The organism is Cellulosimicrobium cellulans (assembly GCF_016907755.1).
Classification (GTDB): Bacteria; Actinomycetota; Actinomycetes; order Actinomycetales; family Cellulomonadaceae; genus Cellulosimicrobium; species Cellulosimicrobium cellulans_D.
The window spans coordinates 103,793-122,482 of the sequence record NZ_JAFBCN010000001.1; the positions used below are offsets into that span (position 1 = coordinate 103,793).

General features: G+C 73.6%; 16 protein-coding genes. 4 read left to right on the top strand and 12 right to left on the bottom strand.

Annotated features, from left to right (window positions below; genetic code table 11):
- Positions 1–110 precede the first annotated feature (110 nt).
- On the top strand, positions 111–674 hold the full coding sequence (locus JOE63_RS00455) for a GNAT family N-acetyltransferase (protein WP_204538230.1): 564 nt from the start codon (positions 111–113) through the stop codon (positions 672–674).
- Between the two features lie 10 nt (positions 675–684).
- Here the strand turns inward: JOE63_RS00455 and JOE63_RS00460 are convergent, their stop codons facing one another.
- Positions 685–1,113 carry a type II toxin-antitoxin system VapC family toxin gene (locus JOE63_RS00460; RefSeq protein WP_204538233.1) on the bottom strand — a complete coding sequence of 143 codons (429 nt, stop codon included), beginning with the start codon at positions 1,111–1,113 and terminating at the stop codon, positions 685–687.
- Entirely contained in the window at positions 1,110–1,397 is a 288-nt protein-coding gene (locus tag JOE63_RS00465) for a FitA-like ribbon-helix-helix domain-containing protein (RefSeq protein WP_204538237.1), read from the bottom strand. Before JOE63_RS00465 ends, JOE63_RS00460 begins: the two co-directional genes overlap by 4 nt.
- Before the next feature lie 107 nt (positions 1,398–1,504).
- Between JOE63_RS00465 and hrpA the strand changes: the two genes are divergently transcribed.
- A complete protein-coding gene (gene hrpA / locus JOE63_RS00470; RefSeq protein WP_204538240.1) occupies positions 1,505–6,268 on the top strand; it encodes an ATP-dependent RNA helicase HrpA in 4,764 nt (1,587 codons plus the stop codon).
- Positions 6,269–6,311: 43 nt separating this feature from the next.
- Here the strand turns inward: hrpA and JOE63_RS00475 are convergent, their stop codons facing one another.
- The 3 genes from JOE63_RS00475 to JOE63_RS00485 all read right to left on the bottom strand — a co-directional run bounded on the left by JOE63_RS00475 (position 6,312) and on the right by JOE63_RS00485 (position 9,491).
- Positions 6,312–7,247, bottom strand: a complete 936-nt coding sequence (locus JOE63_RS00475; protein WP_087470275.1) for an endo alpha-1,4 polygalactosaminidase — start codon at positions 7,245–7,247, stop codon at positions 6,312–6,314.
- Between the two features lie 82 nt (positions 7,248–7,329).
- Positions 7,330–8,178: a class II fructose-bisphosphate aldolase gene (locus JOE63_RS00480; protein WP_204538242.1), complete on the bottom strand. Its 849-nt coding sequence runs from the start codon at positions 8,176–8,178 to the stop codon at positions 7,330–7,332.
- Positions 8,175–9,491 (bottom strand): alpha-glucosidase/alpha-galactosidase, encoded by a 1,317-nt coding sequence (locus JOE63_RS00485; RefSeq protein WP_204538245.1) that lies wholly within the window; start codon positions 9,489–9,491, stop codon positions 8,175–8,177. Before JOE63_RS00485 ends, JOE63_RS00480 begins: the two co-directional genes overlap by 4 nt.
- Before the next feature lie 144 nt (positions 9,492–9,635).
- On the opposite strand from JOE63_RS00485, the gene JOE63_RS00490 reads away from it, so the two are divergent.
- Entirely contained in the window at positions 9,636–10,493 is an 858-nt protein-coding gene (locus tag JOE63_RS00490; RefSeq protein ID WP_204538248.1) for a DeoR/GlpR family DNA-binding transcription regulator, read from the top strand.
- Positions 10,494–10,506: 13 nt separating this feature from the next.
- On the opposite strand, the gene JOE63_RS00495 is transcribed toward JOE63_RS00490, so the two are convergent.
- From JOE63_RS00495 to JOE63_RS00520, 6 genes are all read right to left on the bottom strand, one after another.
- On the bottom strand, positions 10,507–11,442 hold the full coding sequence (locus tag JOE63_RS00495; protein ID WP_204538252.1) for a 1-phosphofructokinase family hexose kinase: 936 nt from the start codon (positions 11,440–11,442) through the stop codon (positions 10,507–10,509).
- Positions 11,439–12,446: a carbohydrate kinase family protein gene (locus tag JOE63_RS00500; RefSeq protein ID WP_204538255.1), complete on the bottom strand. Its 1,008-nt coding sequence runs from the start codon at positions 12,444–12,446 to the stop codon at positions 11,439–11,441. The genes JOE63_RS00495 and JOE63_RS00500 overlap by 4 nt, the downstream gene beginning before the upstream one ends.
- On the bottom strand, positions 12,443–13,384 hold the full coding sequence (locus JOE63_RS00505; RefSeq protein WP_087470281.1) for a carbohydrate ABC transporter permease: 942 nt from the start codon (positions 13,382–13,384) through the stop codon (positions 12,443–12,445). The genes JOE63_RS00500 and JOE63_RS00505 overlap by 4 nt, the downstream gene beginning before the upstream one ends.
- Positions 13,384–14,304: a carbohydrate ABC transporter permease gene (locus JOE63_RS00510; protein WP_087470282.1), complete on the bottom strand. Its 921-nt coding sequence runs from the start codon at positions 14,302–14,304 to the stop codon at positions 13,384–13,386. The genes JOE63_RS00505 and JOE63_RS00510 overlap by 1 nt, the downstream gene beginning before the upstream one ends.
- Positions 14,301–15,599 (bottom strand): ABC transporter substrate-binding protein, encoded by a 1,299-nt coding sequence (locus tag JOE63_RS00515; RefSeq protein WP_307839875.1) that lies wholly within the window; start codon positions 15,597–15,599, stop codon positions 14,301–14,303. The genes JOE63_RS00510 and JOE63_RS00515 overlap by 4 nt, the downstream gene beginning before the upstream one ends.
- Before the next feature lie 129 nt (positions 15,600–15,728).
- Positions 15,729–16,616, bottom strand: a complete 888-nt coding sequence (locus tag JOE63_RS00520; protein ID WP_087470284.1) for an SIS domain-containing protein — start codon at positions 16,614–16,616, stop codon at positions 15,729–15,731.
- Positions 16,617–16,811: 195 nt separating this feature from the next.
- On the opposite strand from JOE63_RS00520, the gene JOE63_RS00525 reads away from it, so the two are divergent.
- On the top strand, positions 16,812–17,906 hold the full coding sequence (locus JOE63_RS00525) for an amidohydrolase family protein (RefSeq protein ID WP_307839876.1): 1,095 nt from the start codon (positions 16,812–16,814) through the stop codon (positions 17,904–17,906).
- Positions 17,907–17,915: 9 nt separating this feature from the next.
- On the opposite strand, the gene JOE63_RS00530 is transcribed toward JOE63_RS00525, so the two are convergent.
- Positions 17,916–18,671, bottom strand: a complete 756-nt coding sequence (locus JOE63_RS00530; protein WP_204538259.1) for a hypothetical protein — start codon at positions 18,669–18,671, stop codon at positions 17,916–17,918.
- Between the last annotated feature and the right edge of the window lie 19 nt (positions 18,672–18,690).

Below are 18,690 nucleotides of genomic sequence, written 5' to 3' on the forward strand. Positions count from 1 at the left end.
CGGGACTGGGGTCGTGCTCGACCGGGAGCAGGGTCGTTCTCGGCGCCGCCCCGGCGTGGGGTCCGACGGCGGCGCTCGCCGGTGTGGGCGGGCGCGCCTAGCGTGGCGGGATGGACGTGGAGGTGCGCTCCGCCGTCGGGCGCTACGACGACTTCGCCACCGTGGTGGGCCCGCGGAAGGAGGGCGTGCGCGGCTGCTGGTGCATGTCCTACCGCGACAGCCGGGTCAGCGCGGAGGACCGCCCCGGGTTCATGGCCGACCTGTGCACGACCGACCCCGGGCCGGGCGTGCTCGCGTACGTCGACGGCGAGGTCGCGGGCTGGTGCTCCGTCGCGCCGCGCAGCACCTACCGCCGGTTGATGAACGCCCGGACCATCCCGTTCGTCGACGACCTCGACGCGTGGAGCGCGGTGTGCTTCGTCGTCCGGGCCGGGTACCGGCGCCTCGGGCTGATGCACCACCTGCTCGCCGGCGCGGTCGAGCACGCGGCCGCGCACGGCGCGCCGGCCGTCGAGGGCTATCCCGTGGACACGGGCGGCGAGCGCGTCGACGTGATCTCCGGGTACGTCGGCACGGTCGCGCTGTTCGAGCGGGCCGGGTTCGAGCGCGCCGCCCCGACCACCGGCGTGAGCGGCGGCGTGCCGCGCGTCGTCATGCGCCACGCGCTCGGCTGAGCGCGCTCGGTCAGGACGGCCCGGTGCCCCACGGGTCGACGACGGCCGCACCGGTGCCGACGAAGTCGCGGACGTTGCGCGTCGCGAGCGTCGCGTCGTGCACACGACAGATCGCAGCGATCTGCGCGTCGGCCATGCTCATCGGCCGCCCCGCTCGCTCGCGGAGCGCGAGGAGAGTGCCTCCGACGCGCGCTGCGTCGGCGTCGTACGCGAGCACCCGGCCCGAGAAGGTCGTGGTGACGTGCTCCTCGATGAGCGCGGCGAGACGGTCCCGGCGCCGCCCCTCGGGCAGCCGAGCCACGCCGTGGACGATCTCGCCGACCGTGACGGCCGTGATCCACAGCGCCTCCGGAGCCTGCGCGTCGAGCCAGCGGAGCACGCGCGCCTCGGGTACCGGGCGGATCACCTCGGACACCACGTTCGTGTCGAGGACGATCACGCGTCTGCGACCTCGCGGTCCGGCCCGCCCGGCTCGTCGGAGAACTCGACGGCGCGCCCGTGCTCCGAGCGCGGGGGCAGGTCGAGCTCGACCGTCAGCCCGGCGTCGGCGAACGAGCTGTGGATGAACGTGCCGAGCCCACGTTCCAACCCGCTCGGTGCCGTCACCGCAGACGTGAGGATCGCGCGGATCTCCGCCTCCATCGACCGTCCGTGCTCTGCGGCCCGCGCACGCAGCCGTTCGCGCACGTCGTCGTCGAGCCCTCGGATCGTCAGCGTCGCCATCTCGACCACCTCCGAGGACAACGCTAGCAAAATGACAGCATCGTCCGCCAGGGTCGACCCCACCCTGGGCGCAATGAAGTTGCGGCGGGTTGAGAGAATGGACCGTCGTGAGTACCGAGCCCGCAGCGAACCAGCCTGACGCGCGCCCTGCCCAGCAGGGCGGCGCCGCCGAGGGCACCCCGCGCGAGGGTCGTCGGCGCCGCGGGAACCGCCGCGGCCGCGGGCGGGGTGACCGCCCGACGTCGGGCACCTCGACGACCACGGAACCGACGCGGCGCGGGCGGGGCGAGCGGACGCCGTCGGGCCCGCGGCAGGTGAGCCGCGCGCAGCTCGAGCGGGCCGCGCAGGCGCGCGAGTCCGTGACGGTCCCGCCCATCACGTACCCGGAGCAGCTCCCCGTCAGCGCCCGACGCGCGGACATCGCCGCCGCGATCCGCGACCACCAGGTCGTCATCGTCGCGGGCGAGACGGGGTCCGGGAAGACGACGCAGCTCCCCAAGATCGCGCTCGAGCTCGGCCGTGGCCGCAAGGGTCAGGTCGGGCACACCCAGCCCCGCCGCATCGCCGCGCGCACGGTCGCGGAGCGCATCGCGGAGGAGCTCGGCACGGAGCTGGGCGGCGTCGTCGGCTACCAGGTGCGGTTCACCGACACCTCCAGCGAGGACACCCTCGTCAAGGTCATGACCGACGGCATCCTGCTCGCGCAGATCCAGCGCGACCCGGAGCTGCTCGCCTACGACACGATCATCGTCGACGAGGCGCACGAGCGGTCCCTCAACATCGACTTCCTGCTCGGCTACCTCGCGCGCCTGCTGCCGCGCCGCCCCGACCTCAAGCTGATCATCACGTCGGCCACGATCGACTCCGAGCGGTTCGCGCAGCACTTCTCCCCCGCGCACCTCGCCCAGCTCGGCGGCGCGCCGGACTACGTGGTCGACGCGCTGCCCGACGCCGCGCCCGTCGTCGAGGTGTCCGGCCGCACCTACCCGGTGGAGATCCGGTACCGGCCGCTGTCCCCCGACGTCGACCCCGGCGCCTCCACCGGCACCGGCACGAAGGCGAAGGGTCGCGCGGGCGCCGAGGAGAAGGACCTCGTGACCGGCATCGTCGACGCGTGCGACGAGCTCATGCGCGAGGGGCACGGCGACATCCTCGTGTTCCTCTCCGGCGAGCGCGAGATCCACGACGCCGCCGACGCGCTCACCGGTCACCTCAAGGACCGCGTGACCGACCCGAAGCACCCGCAGCGCGTCGAGATCCTGCCGCTGTACGCGCGGCTGTCGTCGGCCGAGCAGCACCGCGTGTTCCAGGCGCACTCCTCGCGGCGCATCGTGCTCGCGACGAACGTCGCCGAGACGTCGCTCACCGTGCCGGGGATCCACTACGTCGTCGATCCGGGCACGGCCCGCATCTCGCGCTACTCCAAGGCGACGAAGGTCCAGCGCCTGCCCATCGAGCCCGTCTCGCAGGCGAGCGCGAACCAGCGCTCCGGCCGGTCCGGGCGCGTCGCCGACGGCATCGCGGTGCGCCTCTACTCCGAGGACGACTTCCTCTCCCGGCCCGAGTTCACCGAGCCCGAGATCCTGCGCACGTCCCTCGCGTCCGTGCTGCTCCAGATGATCTCCGTCGGCGTCGTCGAGACCCCCGACGAGGTCGCGCGCTTCCCGTTCGTCGAACCCCCGGACACGCGCGCCGTGCGCGACGGCGTGCAGCTCCTCACCGAGCTCGGCGCCCTCGCCACGTCCGACGGCGTCGCGCGCCTCACCGAGGTCGGGCGGGTGCTCGCGCAGCTCCCCATGGACCCGCGCCTCGCCCGCATGATCTGGGAGGGCTCGAGGCTCGGCGTCGCGCGCGAGGTCGCGATCATCGCCGCCGTCATGTCGATCCAGGACCCGCGGGAGCGCCCCGCCGAGGTCCGCGCGCAGGCCGACCAGGCGCACGCGCGCTTCACCGACCCGCACTCCGACTTCCTCACGTACCTCAACGTCTGGGAGTACGTCCGCGAGCAGCAGCACGAGCTCTCGTCGTCGGCGTTCCGCCGCCTGTGCAAGGCCGAGTACCTCAACTTCCTGCGCATCCGCGAGTGGCAGGACGTCGTCGCCCAGCTCCGCGAGATGTCCAAGCCCCTCGGTATCGACATGTCGTACAAGCCGCGCGCACGCGGTGCGGCCGGTAGCCCGAGCACCTCGGGGGCAGCCGCCGCGGACCCGACCACCGCTCCCGACGCAACCCCCGACAGCCAGGCCTACAAGCGCGCCTGGGACGGCGACACGATCCACAAGGCGCTCTTGTCCGGCCTGCTGTCGCAGATCGGGATGCAGGACACGGGCGACGTGAAGGCGTCGTCGGTCGCGCACCTCAAGGGCGAGGCGCGTGCCAAGGCGCTGCGGCGCGCGCAGAAGCAGGCGCGCAACGAGTACACCGGCGCGCGCGGCGCGCGGTTCGCGATCTTCCCCGGGTCGCCGCTGAGCAAGAAGCCGCCGGCGTGGATCATGGCGGGCGAGCTCGTCGAGACGTCGCGGCTGTGGGCGCGCGACGTCGCCCGGATCCAGCCCGAGTGGGCCGAGGACCTCGCGGGCGACCTCGCGCGGCGCACGTACTCCGAGCCGCACTGGTCGACCAAGCGCGGCGCGGCGATCGCGACCGAGAAGGTGCTGCTGTACGGCGTGCCGATCGTCGCGGACCGCAAGGTCCTCTACGCCAAGGTCGACCCCGAGGCCGCGCGCGAGATGTTCGTGCGGCACGCGCTCGTGCAGGGCGAGTGGACGACCCACCACCGGTTCTTCCACGACAACCGGAAGCTCCTCGCCGAGGCCGAGGAGCTCGAGGCGCGCTCGCGCCAGCGCGGGCTCGTCGTCGACGACGACGTGCTGTTCGACTTCTACGACGAGCGCGTCCCGGACGACGTGGTGTCCGCCGCGCACTTCGACCGCTGGTGGAAGACGGCGCAGCGCCGCGACCCCGACCTGCTCACCTTCACGCTCGAACAGCTCGTGCCCGACGCCGAGCAGATCGACACGTCGCAGTTCCCCGAGACCTGGCCGCAGGGCGAGCTCACCCTCCCGCTCACCTACCAGTTCCAGCCCGGGACCGACGCCGACGGCGTCACCGTGCACGTCCCGATCTCCGTCCTCAACCGCGTCGTGCCCGACGGGTTCGACTGGATGGTGCCGGGCCTGCTCGACGAGCTCGCCACGGCGACGATCCGCTCGCTGCCCAAGCCGGTCCGCGTCCAGCTCGTGCCGGCGCCGGACGTCGCGCGCGACGTCGTCGCCTGGCTCCGCGCGCACACCCCCGCCTGGGAGGACATGGCCCGCGCGGGCGACATGGCCGAGCCGTTCCACGTGGCGTTCACGCGCGGCGTCCGGGCGCTGCGCGACGTCGTCATCCCTGACGACGCGTGGGGCCCCGAGCAGGAGGCGCGCCTCCCCGCGCACCTGCGCATGACGTTCCGCGTCGAGGACCCGCGCGACCGCGGCGGGTCCGTCGTCCTCGACGAGTCGAAGGACCTGCTCGCCCTCCAGCGCCGACTCGCCGCCCAGAACCAGGCGGCGGTCCGCGCCGCGGTGAAGGGCGCGGTGGGCGCGGCGTTGCGCGAGGCGGGATCTCGGGCGGGGACGGGCGCCGCGGGTGCGGGGCCGGGTCCGGCGGCGGAGGGGGCGTCGGTGCTCGGGCTACCATCCGCGCCGCTCGTTCCTCACGGCGCTCCCGCCAGTCCCACCACGCCCTTCGCATCCGACGCCCCCTCCCCCGCCTCCGCGTCCGGCTCACCTTCCCGCAACGGACAAGCCGCAGTGCGCGACGGCGCGGGTCCGGCCGTGGCGACCGGCTCGCCCGGGCGAGCCGACGTGCGGGCCGATCTGGCGTCGTCGGACCTCGACGAGGCGACGACGCGACGGGCAGCCGCCGCGGACGCGACCACGGCCGCCCTGGTGACCGAACGCGCGAACCTGACCACCTGGCCCGACGACCTGAGCGACGGCCGACTCCCGGCGACGGTGTCGACAGACCTCGGGAGTGGGGTCGTGGTGCGGGGGTACCCCGCGGTCGTCGAGGAGCAGGACGCGAAGGGGAAGCCGGTCGTCGCGCTGCGCGTGCTCGCCGACGCGAACGCGCAGGCGCGCGAGCACGCGCGCGGCGTGCGGCGTCTGCTGCTGTCCGAGACGGCGCTGCAGACCGGGCGCATCACCAGTCGGTGGAACGGGACGCAGTCGCTCACGATGGCGGCCAGCCCGTACCGGAACACGGACGCGCTGGTCGCGGACCTGCAGCTCGCCGCGGTGATCGCGCTGACGAGCGGCGGTAGCGGGCAGTACGGAGCGCAGCCGGACGCGACGACGATCCGCGACGCGGAGGCCTACGCGGCCGCGAGGGCGTTCGTGCGGGCGCACCTGGAGGAGCAGGTGCACCAGGTGGTCGGGCACGTCGTGGCGGCGCTGACGGCGTCGCGCAACCTCGACGCGGAGATCCGCGCGTCGAACAGCCTCGCGCTGCTCAACACGCTCACCGACCTGCGCGACCAGGCCGCGGGCCTGATCCACGACGGGTTCGTCTCCCAGACCCCGCCCCGCCGGCTGCCGCACCTCACGCGCTACCTGCGCGCGGCGTCGTACCGGCTGGAGAAGGCGCAGTCGAACCCGAACCGCGACGCCGAGCTCGCGTGGCGCGTGCACGACGTCGAGGAGGCGTACCAGCGCGCCCGCGCCGCCTACGCACAGGGCCCGGCCGACCCGGTCCGCGCGGCGGACCTGGCCGAGGTCCGGTGGCTGGTCGAGGAGCTGCGCGTGTCGCTGTTCGCGCAGCAGCTCGGCACGGACGGCCCGGTGAGCGAGAAGCGCATCCGCAAGCTCCTCACGCCCGACGGCTGGTGACACGAGGCGGCGCACGGCGCGGGCGCCGCCCGCCGCCTCGCGGTCAGCAGGTCTCGAACACGTACGAGTACGGCTCGCCCGTCTCCTCGACGGGGTCGAACCCGCTCACGTCCGTGTCGGGCGTGACGAGGTAGAGGTCGCGCAGCACGGTGAGCGGTGCGCGGTCGGGCAGGGCGCACGCGTCGGCGAACGTCAGCCCCTCGCCCGCGAGCGGGCCGGGGTACTCGACCTGCAGCACGTGGTCGCCGTACACGTCGGTGTACGCGGCGCACTCGTCCCAGACGGCGCACTCCTCGGTCACGGCGAAGTCGAAGCCGAGGTCGTCGTGCGCGACCTGCGTGATCTCCGCGGCGTTCTTCTGCGCGATGGCGAGCCCGGCGTCGTGCGCGAGGTCGACGTACGCCGTGGCGAGCGCGTGCGCGCCGGCCTCGTCGATCTCGGCGAACCGGGTCCAGGTGTCGAGGTTGTCGATCTCGACCGCGTCGAACCCGTCGTCCGCGCAGCCGGTGACCACCGGACCGAGGACGTCGAGGATCCCGTCGCGCTGCGCGGCGGTCGAGGGGTCGAGCACGAACTCGTCCGGCCAGTCGGGGTCGATCACGAGCTCCCCACCTGCGTCGTGCAGCAGCAGGTCCTCGTGGGCGAGCCACAGGTCGGCGTCGTCGGGCTGCGTCTGGAAGCCGTTCACGTAGCAGACGTTGTACGCACCGGAGAGCGGCGTCGCCGTCGCGTCGCGCACCACGACGTCGGGGGTCACCGGACCGGAACCGGCGTCGACCTCGTCGTACGCGCCGCCGAGCTGGTAGTCGAGGACCCCGCTCGTGGGCGGCAGCTCGACCACCGCCGCCGTCGTCGCGTCGGTCGTGGTCGTGCGTGCCGTGTCCGGGACGGGGCTCGTGCCGCCGACGGCGGGGCCGCCCGCGCACGCGGTCAGCACCAGCGCCGAGCCGAGTGCCAGGCCGGTCGTCGTTCGTCTCATGTGCTCGTTCCTCTCGTCGTGACGCGCTGCCCGCGCGCCATGGTGGGGGTGCCGATCAGGAGATGCAGGACGGTCCGAGGTGTCAGGCGAACACCTGCGTGCAGAGCCGGTCGACGGCGTCGCGCACGGCCCCCCGCGCCGGGGCGAGGTACTTGCGGGGGTCGGTGACGGCGTCGTGCGCGTCGAGGAAGTCTCGCACCTGACGCGTGTAGCCGACGTTGAGCGCGGTCCCGACGTTGATCTTGCGGATCCCGCGCGCGACGGCGTCGCGCAGCATCGGGGCAGGGACACCGGACGACCCGTGCAGCACGAGCGGGACGGGGACCTCGGCGGCGATCCGCTCGACGAGGTCGAGGTCGAGGTCCGCGGTCGCGCTCGTCATCGCGTGCGAGCTGCCGACGGCGACGGCGAGCCCGTCGACGCCGGTCGCCGCGACGAACGACACGGCCTCGTGGGGGTCGGTGCGCACGCCGGGTGCGTGCGCACCGTCCTTGCCGCCGATCTCGCCGAGCTCGGCCTCGACCCACAGCGTGGTGTCGTGCGCGGACCGGGTGAGGTCGCGGGTCGTGGCGACGTTGTCCGCGTAGTCGAGGTGGGCAGCGTCGACCATGATCGACGTGATCCCGAGTCGCCACGCCTGGTCGACGACCTGACGCGCGAGGTCGACGTCCTGGACGTGGTCGAGGTGCAGCGAGACGGGGACGCGTGCCGCGACGGCGATCTCGCGACAGGCCGCGACCAGGGCCGTCATGCGGCCCTCGTGGTAGCGGACGGCGTTCTCGCTGATCTGCAGGATGCCGGGAGCCCCGGCGTCCTCGAGGCCGGCGACGATGCCCTCGGCGTGCTCGAGCGTGATGACGTTGAACGCGAGCACGGCGCCGCCGTCGCGCGCCGCCGCAGCGACGAGGTTCCCCGTCGCGGCCAGGGTCACAGGGCACCTGCCGGGACGACGGCGCGGAGCGGCTCGGGGAGCAGGTCGCCGTGCGCCGTGACGAGCTCGTCGCACAGGGCCCAGATCTGCTCGGGGGTGAGGGTCGAGGACGCGTTCGGGTCCATGAGGACGGCCTGGCGCACGAGCCGAGGGTCGCCGGTGCGCGCCGCCTCGACGGTGAGCGCGCCGACGGAGACGTACGGCTGGTTGAGCGCCGCGCACTGGGCCGGGAGCGAGCCCATCGGCACGGGACGCAGGCCGTCGCCGTCGACCGCCGCCGGGACCTCGACGACCGCGCCCTGGGGCAGGTTGTCGATCAGCCCGTGGTTGGGGACGTTGACGTGCACCTCGCGCGGCGTCCCGGTGACGAGCGAGTGGATGATCTGGGGCGCGTACTCGCTCGCGCCGTCCTCGAGCGCGAGGTCCTCGCCGGCGGCGAGCGCACGCCGCGCCGCCTCGAACTCCGCGACGTTCTCCCGGCTGATGCCGACGTACTCGAGCGGCTGCAGGCGGTAGCGCTCGATCTGCTCGTCGGAGCGGAGGAACCACGGCAGGTACTCGGAGGAGTGCTCGCTCGTCTCCGTCGGGTAGTAGCCGAGGCGACGGAAGATCTCGACCCGGACGCGACGCTCGAGCCCGGGGTCGCGGCGGATCGTCTCGCGCAGCCGGGGGTACAGCGACTCGCCCTGGTGCTCCCACTCGAGCAGCCACGCCTGGTGGTTGACGCCCGCGGCCCGGTACCGCGTCTCCTCCACCGGGACGCCCACGAGCTCCGCGAGGTCGTGCGCCGTCCAGTAGACGGAGTGGCAGAGCCCGGCGACCTGGAGGTCGGGAGCGACGGTGGAGACCCACCACACGTTCATCGCCATCGGGTTCGTGTAGTTGAGCAGCCACGCCTCGGGGCACAGCTCGCGCATGTCGGTCGCGATGCCCTCCAGCACCGGGAACGTGCGCAGCGCGCGGAACACGCCACCGACGCCGGTCGTGTCGCCGATGGTCTGGCGCAGTCCGTGGCGCGCGGGGATCTCGAGGTCCTTCAGCGTCGCGTCGATGCCGCCGACCTGGATCATGTTGACGACGAAGTCGACCCCGTCGAGGGCCCGGCGACGGTCGGCGTACGCCTCGACGGTGGCCGACGCCCCGAGCTGGCGGCTCACCTGACGCGCGGTGCCCTCGGCGACGCGGAGCCGCTCGGGGTCGATGTCGTGCAGCACGAGGCGGGCGTCGGCGAGCTCCGGGTAGCGCAGGATGTCGGCGACGAGCTGGCGGGTGAAGACGACGCTCCCGGCGCCGACGAACGCGATGCTGACCATGTCGACGATCCTCGGCGCCGTCGAGCGCACTGTGCAAGAATACGATCAGATTTCGCTGATAACACTCACTTTGAATGAGCGATTTGCCTCGTCCGGGCGCCGAGGGCCTCGGGCGTCCGCCCCACAACCGCCGGAAGGAAGCGCATGTCCGTCGCACCCGACGCCGCGCCCCGCGCGATCTCCCACAAGCGCAGCGACCGCATGATGCGGGCGCTGACGTACGTCAACGAGCACGGCACGGCACGCCTCACGGAGCTGGTCCACGAGCTCGGCGTGTCCTCGGCCACGATGCGGCGCGACCTCGCGGACATGGAGGAGCAGGGCCTCGTGCTCCGCACGCACGGCGGGGTGCGCGCCCTCGACCCCACGACGGAGGTCCCGGTGCTCCTGCGCGACTCCCGGTTCCGCGAGGCGAAGCTGCGCATCGCCCAGCACGCCGCCGGGCTGCTCCCGCCGGGGCGCTACTCCGTCGCGATCAGCGGCGGCACGACGGCGGCCGCCGTCGCGCGCGCCCTCGCGACGCGACCCGACCTCGCGATCGCCACGAACGCCCTGACGACGGCGACCGAGCTCGCCGCGCGCAGCAACCTGCAGGTCATCATGACCGGCGGGTTCGTCCGCTCGAGCTCGCTGGAGGCCGTCGGCGTGCTCGCCGAGCACACGTTCAACGCGATCAACGTCGGCACGGCGTTCCTGGGCACGGACGGCATCAGCGTGCGCGGCGGCGCGACGACGCACGACGAGACCGAGGCGCGCACCAACCACGCGATGGTCGCGCACGCCGAGCGCGTCGTCGTGGTCGCGGACGGGTCGAAGGTGGGGCGCGTGACGCTCGCCAAGATGGCGGACCTCGAGGAGATCGACGTGCTCGTGACGGACTCGTCCGCCGACCCGGAGGCCCTCGACGCAATCGCGGCGGCCGGTGTCGACGTCCAGGTCGTGCCCGACGACGGTCCGGTCACGGCCGTGCAGCCGGCCGAGGGGCCGACCACGCCGCTCTGACCCCGCAGCGGGTCTACGGCACCGGGAGCGCCACGGCCTCGACCTCGACCTCGCCGACGAGACGGCGGGCCAGGTCCGCGTCCAGGACGGCCGCACCGGGGACCTGGGCGTTGGCCGTGCCCGCGGCGGCACCGAGCGCCACCGCCGCGGCGAGGGAGGCCCCCGTGTCGAGCGCGACGAGCATCCCGCCCAGGAACGAGTCGCCGCTCCCCACCGGGAAGCGGCCGACGTGGCCCCCGAGCCGCACGCGCAGGACGCTCGTGCCGTCGCTCGCCCACGCCCCCTCCGCGCCGTCCGTGACGACCACGAGGCCGCCCGACCGGTCGCGGATCCCGGTGACGAGCGCTGGCCCCGGGGTGTCCTCGGGGACGCCCAGCAGCTCTGCCGCCTCGACCCGGTTCACCTTGACCAGGTCGGGCCCCTCCCCCACGGCACCCGCGAGCGCCGGACCGTGGCTGTCCACGGCGACGCGGGCACCCGCCGCCCGCAGCCGACCGACGACGGCGCCGACCACGCTCGGCGCGATGGTGCCGGGGAGGCCGCCGGACAGCAGCCACCACCCGCCGTGGTGCGCGGCGAGGTCGAGCGCGAGCCCGACGGCACGGTCGAGCGTGTCCGGACCCACCGGGACGGCACGCTCGTAGATCTCGGTGAGCGCACCGGTCTCTGCGGCCAGGACCGAGACGCACGTGCGCGTCGGGTGCTCTCCCGGCACGACGCGCAGGTCTACGCCGTCGGCTCTCGCCCCCGCCGCGACGTCCTCGCCCGATCCCCCGGCGAGGACCGCGACGGCGGTCGTGCGGGCGCCGAGCGACGCCGCGGCGCGGACCGCGTTGAGCGCCTTCCCCCCACCGACGCGACGGACCTCGCGCGGGCGCTGGATCCCCTCGAGCGCGTCGACGACGTACGTGACGTCGAGCGACGGGCTGAGGGCGAGCGCGGAGATCATGCGAGCGCGGCACGCAGCGCGGCCAGCGTGGCCTGCGCCCCGGTGCCCCCCGGGCCGCGCGTCGACAACGAGCCGGCGCAGGCCGCCCAGCGCACGCGTTCGGTCTCGTCCTCGATCCCGTGCGCGAGGGCCGCGAGGTAGCCGGCGTCGAAGCTGTCTCCGGCGCCGGTCGTGTCGACCACGTCCACGGCGAGCCCCGGGGCACGCACGACGGCTCCGGCCGGTCCCACGGACCACCCGCCGCGCGCACCGTCCTTGACCACGACGCGGGGGCCGCGCGCGGCGACCGCCCGGGCGAGCGCGGCGTCGGGATCGCCGGTGTGCGGCGCGTCCCGCACGCCCGCGCCGAACGCCGCCGCGACGGCGCGCAGCTCGTTGCGGTTCGGCAGCAGCACGTCCACGTGGGGCAGCAGGTCCGCGAGCCCGGTCCAGCGCTCGGCGGGATCCCAGTTCGTGTCGAGGCTCGTCGTCCACCCCCGCGCGCGTGCGGACGCGAGGACCGCGGGCAGGTCCGCGGCGAGACGCGGCTGGAGGAAGAACGACGCGACGTGCACGACGCCGGGCGGCCCGTGCCAGCCGTCGAGCACGGCGAGCGCGTGGGAGCCGGTGAGGGTCGGGATCGTGCCCGGGACCGTGAGGATCGCCCGGTCGTCGGGCGTGGAGAGGATGACCGAGAGCCCTGTCGGCTCGTCGTGGGCGACGTCGACGGCGGAGACGTCCACCCCGGCGGCGCGCAGCGCGTCGAGCGTGAAGGTGCCGAACGTGTCCGCGCCGACGCGCGCGACGAGCGTCGTCGGCACCCCGAGGCGCGCGACGCCGGCCGCCGCGATGCTGGCCGAGCCGCCGAGGACGAGGTCGCCGGAGTCGGCGAGCTGCTCGGCCTGGCCGAAGCGCGGGACGACGTCGCCGCGCAGCACGAGGTCGACGTTCGCGTCGCCGACCACGACGACGGGTCGTGAAGCGGTCCGGTCGGGTCCGTCGGGCAGGGTGTGGGGCGTGGTCATCCCTTGACTCCGGTGAAGGTCATGGTGGCGATGAACTGGCGCTGGGCGAACAGGAAGAACAGCACCAGCGGCAGGGTCGCGACGACGTTGCTCGCCATGAGCAGCGACCAGTCGGTCCGGCGCGCGCCCTGGAAGTTCGTGATCCCGAGCTGGAGCGTGAACGACGACGGGTCGTTGATCGCGATGAGCGGCCAGACGAGGTCGTTCCACGAGCCGAGCAGCGTGAAGATCGCGAGCGTCGCGAGCGCGGGCCGCGCGAGCGGGAGGATGATCCGCCAGAACGTCGCGAGCCGGGAGCACCCGTCGAGGACGGCCGCCTCCTCGAGCTCGGGCGGGAGCGACAGGAAGAACTGGCGCATGAGGAAGATCCCGAACGCCGACGCGAGCCACGGGACCATCGCGGCGGCGAGCGTGTCGATGATGCCGATGCGCGCGAAGAGGACGTACGTCGGGACCATGAGGAGCTGGGTCGGGATCATGATCGTCGCCATGATCGCGAGGAACCCGAACGTGCGGCCCGGGAACTTGAGGCGCGCGAACCCGTACCCGGCGAGCGAGCACAGCACGATGTGCGACGCGACGGCGACGACCGAGACGAGGACGGTGTTCGTCGTCCAGCGCAGCACGTCGGTCTCGGTGAAGAGCTTGACGTAGCCGTCGAGCGTGAGCTGCGAGGGCCAGAACCGCGGAGGGAACCGGTTGATCTCCGCCTCGGGCGTGAGCGACGTGAGGAACATCTGCACGAACGGCGTCGCGAACAGCGCGGCGACGGGGACGAGCAGCAGGTGCCACAGCCAGGCGCGTCGCCGCCGGCGCCGCGGTGCGGGGGTGGCGGTGGTGGTGGCGGGGAGCGGGCCGTCCGGGGCGCCGGGCGGCACCGCCTGCGGTCCGCCGGGCGCCGCGGCGTAGGCGGCAGGTCCGGGAACGGTCGTCGACATCAGAGTCCACCAACCTTCGTGCGGCGGGAGTAGAGCGTCACGGCGATGGTGATGAGCAGGGTCACGGCGAACAGCCCGTACGCCACGGCCGAGGCGTACCCGAACTCGAGCTCCTTGAACGCCGCCTTCCACAGGTAGTACACGATCGTCTCGGTCGACCCGAGCGGGCCGCCGCGCGTCGTGGTGTAGACGAGGTCGAAGAGCTGGATCGCCTGGATCGTCTGCCAGATGGCGACGAACACCGTGACCGGGGCGAGCTGGGGGAACGTCACGTGCCAGAACGACTGCCACCGGTTCGCGCCGTCCACACGGGCGGCCTCCGCGAGCTCGACCGGGATGTCCTGGAGCGCGGCGAGGTAGATGACGGTCGTGAACGCCGCCTGCCCCCACAACGACATGATCGTGATGACGACCATCGCCTGCGACGGGTCCTCGAGCCAGCCCTGCTGCGGGAGGCCGAGGACGCGCAGCACGTTGTTCACGAACCCGAACTGCGGGTTGAACAGGTAGGTCGTGAGGATGCCGGTGGCCGCCGCGGAGACCACGAACGGCAGGAACACGAGGGTGCGGTAGACCCCGACCAGGACGAGCCGGCGGTTGAGCGCGACCGCGAGACCGAGCCCGAGGAAGAGCGACGCCGGGACGAACAGCGCGGTGTACAGGAGCGTGTGCCCCACCGCGGCGCCCAGCTCGGCGTCGGTCAGCATGCGCCGGTAGTTGTCCGCGCCCACCGGTTCCGGGGTGGAGAAGCCGTTCCAGTCCTGCAGCGACAGCAGGAACGCCCAGACCGCGGGGAAGATCGACAGACCGACGACGAGGAGCGTCGCCGGGGTGACGAAGCCCCACCCGGCGAGCGCCTCCCCCGTCCGGCGGCGCCGCGGGGGCCGCCGGACGGGGGTGGGCGCGATCGTCGTCGTCACTGGTCCGCCAGCGCTTCGTCCGACCGGTCGGCGGCCCGCTCGAGCGCCTCGCGCGGTTCTCCCTTGCCCTGGAGGACCTCCGAGACCGCCGTGCCGACCGCCTCGGAGAGGTTCACGTACCCCGGCACGGTCGGGCGGGGGATCGTCGCGTTCTCGCTGTTCTGCGCCATGACGTCCAGGCCGGGCATCGCCGCGACCTGTGCCTGGAACTCCGGCGAGTCGATCTCGCTCTCGCGCAGCGGGAGGTTGCCGTAGACGACGTTCCAGCGCACGTCCTGCTCGGGGTCGGTCAGCCACCTCGTGAACTCGTACGACCAGTGCTCACGGTTCGCGTCCTGGTGGTCGAAGAGGACCCAGAGGTCGGCGCCGGAGATCGTCGTGTGCTCGCCGCCGTAGGCCGGCAGGGGGACGACGCCGTACTGCGTGCCCGCGACCTGGAGGTCGTACAGCGTCCACGGCCCGGACGTGACCATGCCGATCTGGTCGCTCGCGAAGATCTGCGTGAACTTGGTGTCGGTCTGGTCGAGGTAGACCGACCCGTCCTCGACGGCCATGTCGCGCAGGAACGTCAGCGCGTCCACGCCGGCGTCGGAGTCGAACCTCGCGGTCGTGCCGGACTCGTCGAGGATCTCCCCGCCCCGCTGCCACAGGTGCGGCCAGAACTGCCACGTCGTCTCCTCGGAGCCGGAGACCCCGTAGGCGTAGCCGTACGTGCTCGTCGCGGGGTCCGTGAGCTCCTTCGCCGCGGCGCGGAAGTCGTCCCACGTCCAGTCCTCGGTCGGGTAGTCCACGCCGGCGGCGTCGAACACCGTCTTGTTGTACAGGAGGGAGAGGTTGTCGACGACGGCCGGGAAGCCGATCGTCGTCTCGCCGTCCGGCTGGGCGGTGGCGCGAGCGGCGCCGGAGAACTCGTCCCAGCCGACGTCGGGGTCGCTCACCTGGTCGGTGATGTCGAGCGTGCGCTCCGACTCGGCGAGCTCGCTCGCCCAGGAGCCGAACGCGTAGGAGATGTCCGGGTAGGTCCCGCCGGCGAACGAGGACGACAGCTTCTGCAGCAGGTCCTCCGTCGACGGCGCGCCCGACGACACCTCGATCGTCACGTTGGGGTGGAGCTCCTCGAACTCCTCGGCGAGGCCCGTGAGGATCGTCTGGGCCTGGTCGGCCTGGCCGGTCCACCACGTGAGCGTGACGTCGGCCTCGGGGTCGAGGGTCGTGGCGCCCTGCGTCCCGGACGAGCACGCGGCGAGCAGCAGCGCGCCGGAGACGACGGCCGCTCCGGCGGCTCCCCGGGCCACGGTGAGAGGACGGTCGGGACGGCGGCGGGTGGGATGACGGAACATTGTCGGCCTTGTCTCTTGGGCGGTCTCTTCGTCGAGTGTCCGGGTACTGCGTCCCCGTCGGTGACGGGCTGTCGCGGGTCGTCCTCAGCCGAGGACGACGGAGCGGGTGAGGTGGCGCGGCGCGTCCGCGTCGAGGCCGCGGTCGGTGGCGAGGGCGACGGCGAGGCGCTGGCACTGCACGAGCTGGACGAGCGGGTCCCCCTCGAGGTGCACGACGGTCGCGCCGGTACGCCGCACGTCGTCGGCGAGCGCCGGGTCGTCCTCGCCCAGCAGGATCACGAGCGTCGCGTCGGTCGCGACGGCGACCGGCCCGTGCCGGTAGTCGAGCGCCGGGTACGACTCGGACCACGCCTGCGCCGCCTCGCGGATCTTCAGCGCCGCCTCCTGCGCGAGGCCGTAGGCCCACGAGCGGCCGAGGAACACGAAGTGCTCGAACGCGCCCGGTTCGACGGGCAGCGGCGCCGCGAGCGCCTGCTCGGCCTGCTCGACGAGGTCGGAGAGGTCCTCGCCGAACGCCTGGCGGGCGACGGCGAGCACGGTGGTCGGGAACCGCGTCTGGACGACCGACTCCTCGTCTGCGAGGTCGAGCACGAGGACGTCGTCCGCCGCGAGGGCGACGGGCGTGCCCGCGACCCCGACGACCGCGGCGGTGCGCGTTCCCGCGGGGACGGCCGCGAGCGCCTCGAGGCACTCGCTCGTGGTCCCGGAGCGGCTGATGACGACCACGCGGTCGTAGGGACGCGTCGGGTGCCACTCCGACGCGTACGCGGCGTCGGTCTCGCCGAGGCCCGCGTCCTCACGGAGGACCGCGATCGCCTCGGCGACGAACGCGCTCGTCCCGCACCCGAGCACGAGGACGCGCTCGCCGGGCGCGCCGAGCACGGAGCCGGTGGCGGGTCCGCCCGCGAGGGCCTTGGCCCACACGTCGGGCTGGCTGTGGATCTCTCGCTCGGTGACGGCGCTCGGGCTCACGTGCTTGTCCTGTCGTCGGCGGGGTCGTGACCCCGGGTCCAGCGGTGGTGGGTGCCGCGCGGCGCGGACCCGATGCCCAAGATCCTGCTCATCGTCTGCGCGATAGTCACGCAGAGTGGCACATTCACTCACTCTGGATGATCGGTTCGCGTAACATCCGTGAAATCTGCGCGCGCGGGGCAGATGCTCGGGGACGTGACCGATCCTCTCCACCACGCCACCCCGCCCCCGGTGCCGCCCGCACCCGACCTGCGGCTCGCCGACTGGGAGCCGCGTGCCCGCGTGCGGCTCCCCCGGACCGACGTCACCCGGGCCGCGGTGCCCGCCGTCGACGTCCACAACCACCTGGGCCGCTGGCTCACCGCCGACTGGTGCGCGCCGGACGTCCCCGCGCTGCTCGACCTGCTCGACCGCACGAACGTGCGCACGGTCGTCAACCTCGACGGCCTGTGGGGCGACGAGCTCGAGGCCAACCTCGACCGGTACGACCGCGCGCACCCGGGCCGGTTCCTCACCTTCTGCCAGGTCGACTGGAGGGCGCTCGCCCACGCGGGCGGCGAGCGCGAGGTGCAGCGGCAGCTCCGCGACGCCGCGGCGCGCGGGGCGCGCGGCCTCAAGGTGTGGAAGGACCTCGGCCTGACCGTCACCGGCCCCGACGGCGCGCTCGTCGCGCCCGACGACCCTCGCGTCGTCGAGACGCTCGCGCTCGCGGGCGAGCTCGGGCTGCCCGTCCTGGTCCACGTCGCCGACCCGAAGGCGTTCTTCGACCCGCTGGACCGGTACAACGAGCGCGTTGACGAGCTCGCCGCGCAGCCGTCGTGGTCGTTCGCCGACCGGTCCCGGTTCCCGTCGTTCGAGCACCTGCTCGACGCGTTCGAACGCCTGCTCGTCGCGACGCCGGGGACCACCTACGTCGGCGCGCACGTCGGCTGCGTCGCCGAGGACCTCGACCACGTCTCCCGGCTCCTGCGGGCCGCGCCGAACCTCGTCGTCGACATCGCGGGCCGGCTGGGCGAGCTCGGGCGTCAGCCGCGGCGCTTCCGCCGGCTCGTCGAGGACTTCCCCGACCGGGTCCTGTTCGGCACCGACGCGTTCCCGTTGTCCCACGAGCAGCTCGAGACGCACTTCCGGTTCCTCGAGACGGCCGACGAGCACTTCGCCTACTCCCCCGGCGACCCCGTGCCGCCGCAGGGTCGGTGGGCCATCTCGGGCGCGGACCTCCCGGCGCACCTCCTGCCGGCGCTCTACGCGGGGAACGCGTGCCGGGTGCTCGGGCTCGACGAGGCCTGACCCGCCGGGTCAGGGCAGCACGACCTCCCGCGCCGGGTGCACCGACGCGTCGAGCACGACGCGGTCGCCCAGCGGTTCGTCGAGCTCGACGACGAACGGCGTCGGCGGGTTCGACGGGCAGTCCGCCACGCCCGTGCGCGGCTCGACGCCGACCGTCACGGCGATCGCGTCGTCGCGCACCGCGAGGTCGGAGAGCCGCACCCGCCCCTCGGCGTCCTGCCCGCTGTTGCAGGCCATCTCCGTGACGAGCAGGTGCACCTCCCGCGCGCCCGATGCGGGCGGGTGCTCCGGGTCGAGCGTGAGCGTCGCGGTGCCGAGCCCGCCGAGGTCGGCGCGCAGGGCGCAGGTCTGCGCGGCGGTGAGGGACCACGTCGGCACGGGGTCGACGTCCGTGGCGTCGGTCAGCTCGATCACGAGCATCTCGTGGGTCCGTACGTCGCCGGAACCCAGGTCCTCCGGCTGGTCGAGCGCACGAAGCAGGGCGACCCGCTCGGCCCCGTCCTCGACGACGGACCACTCGGCGGGGTCGATCGGAGGCACCTCGAGTCCGTCGAGGGCGGCCCGGCCCTCCTCGCTGAGACGGTCCGCCGTCACGCCCGACTCCAGCACGCCGTCGGGGACCGCCGTCTCCCAGCACCGGTACGCGCCCTCGCCCGCGGTCTCGCCCGCGGGCCTGTCCGCCGTCGCGCAGCCTCCGAGCACCAGGACGGCCGCCAGCGCGGCCCCGACCGCTCTCCCCGTACGAGCCACGCGGCTCTCCCTCATGTCCCGAATGTGTGCCGAC

Bases quoted from the DNA above. Each gene is read 5' to 3' on its own strand.
- JOE63_RS00475 (WP_087470275.1), bottom strand. From the start codon at position 7,247: ATGAGACGAACGACGACCGGCCTGGCACTCGGCTCGGCGCTGGTGCTG.
- JOE63_RS00505 (WP_087470281.1), bottom strand. From the start codon at position 13,384: ATGTCGACGACCGTTCCCGGACCTGCCGCCTACGCCGCGGCGCCCGGC.
- JOE63_RS00490 (WP_204538248.1), top strand. From the start codon at position 9,636: ATGTCCGTCGCACCCGACGCCGCGCCCCGCGCGATCTCCCACAAGCGC.
- JOE63_RS00530 (WP_204538259.1), bottom strand. From the start codon at position 18,671: ATGAGGGAGAGCCGCGTGGCTCGTACGGGGAGAGCGGTCGGGGCCGCG.
- JOE63_RS00495 (WP_204538252.1), bottom strand. From the start codon at position 11,442: ATGATCTCCGCGCTCGCCCTCAGCCCGTCGCTCGACGTCACGTACGTC.
- JOE63_RS00500 (WP_204538255.1), bottom strand. From the start codon at position 12,446: ATGACCACGCCCCACACCCTGCCCGACGGACCCGACCGGACCGCTTCA.
- JOE63_RS00455 (WP_204538230.1), top strand. From the start codon at position 111: ATGGACGTGGAGGTGCGCTCCGCCGTCGGGCGCTACGACGACTTCGCC.
- JOE63_RS00485 (WP_204538245.1), bottom strand. From the start codon at position 9,491: ATGGTCAGCATCGCGTTCGTCGGCGCCGGGAGCGTCGTCTTCACCCGC.
- JOE63_RS00465 (WP_204538237.1), bottom strand. From the start codon at position 1,397: ATGGCGACGCTGACGATCCGAGGGCTCGACGACGACGTGCGCGAACGG.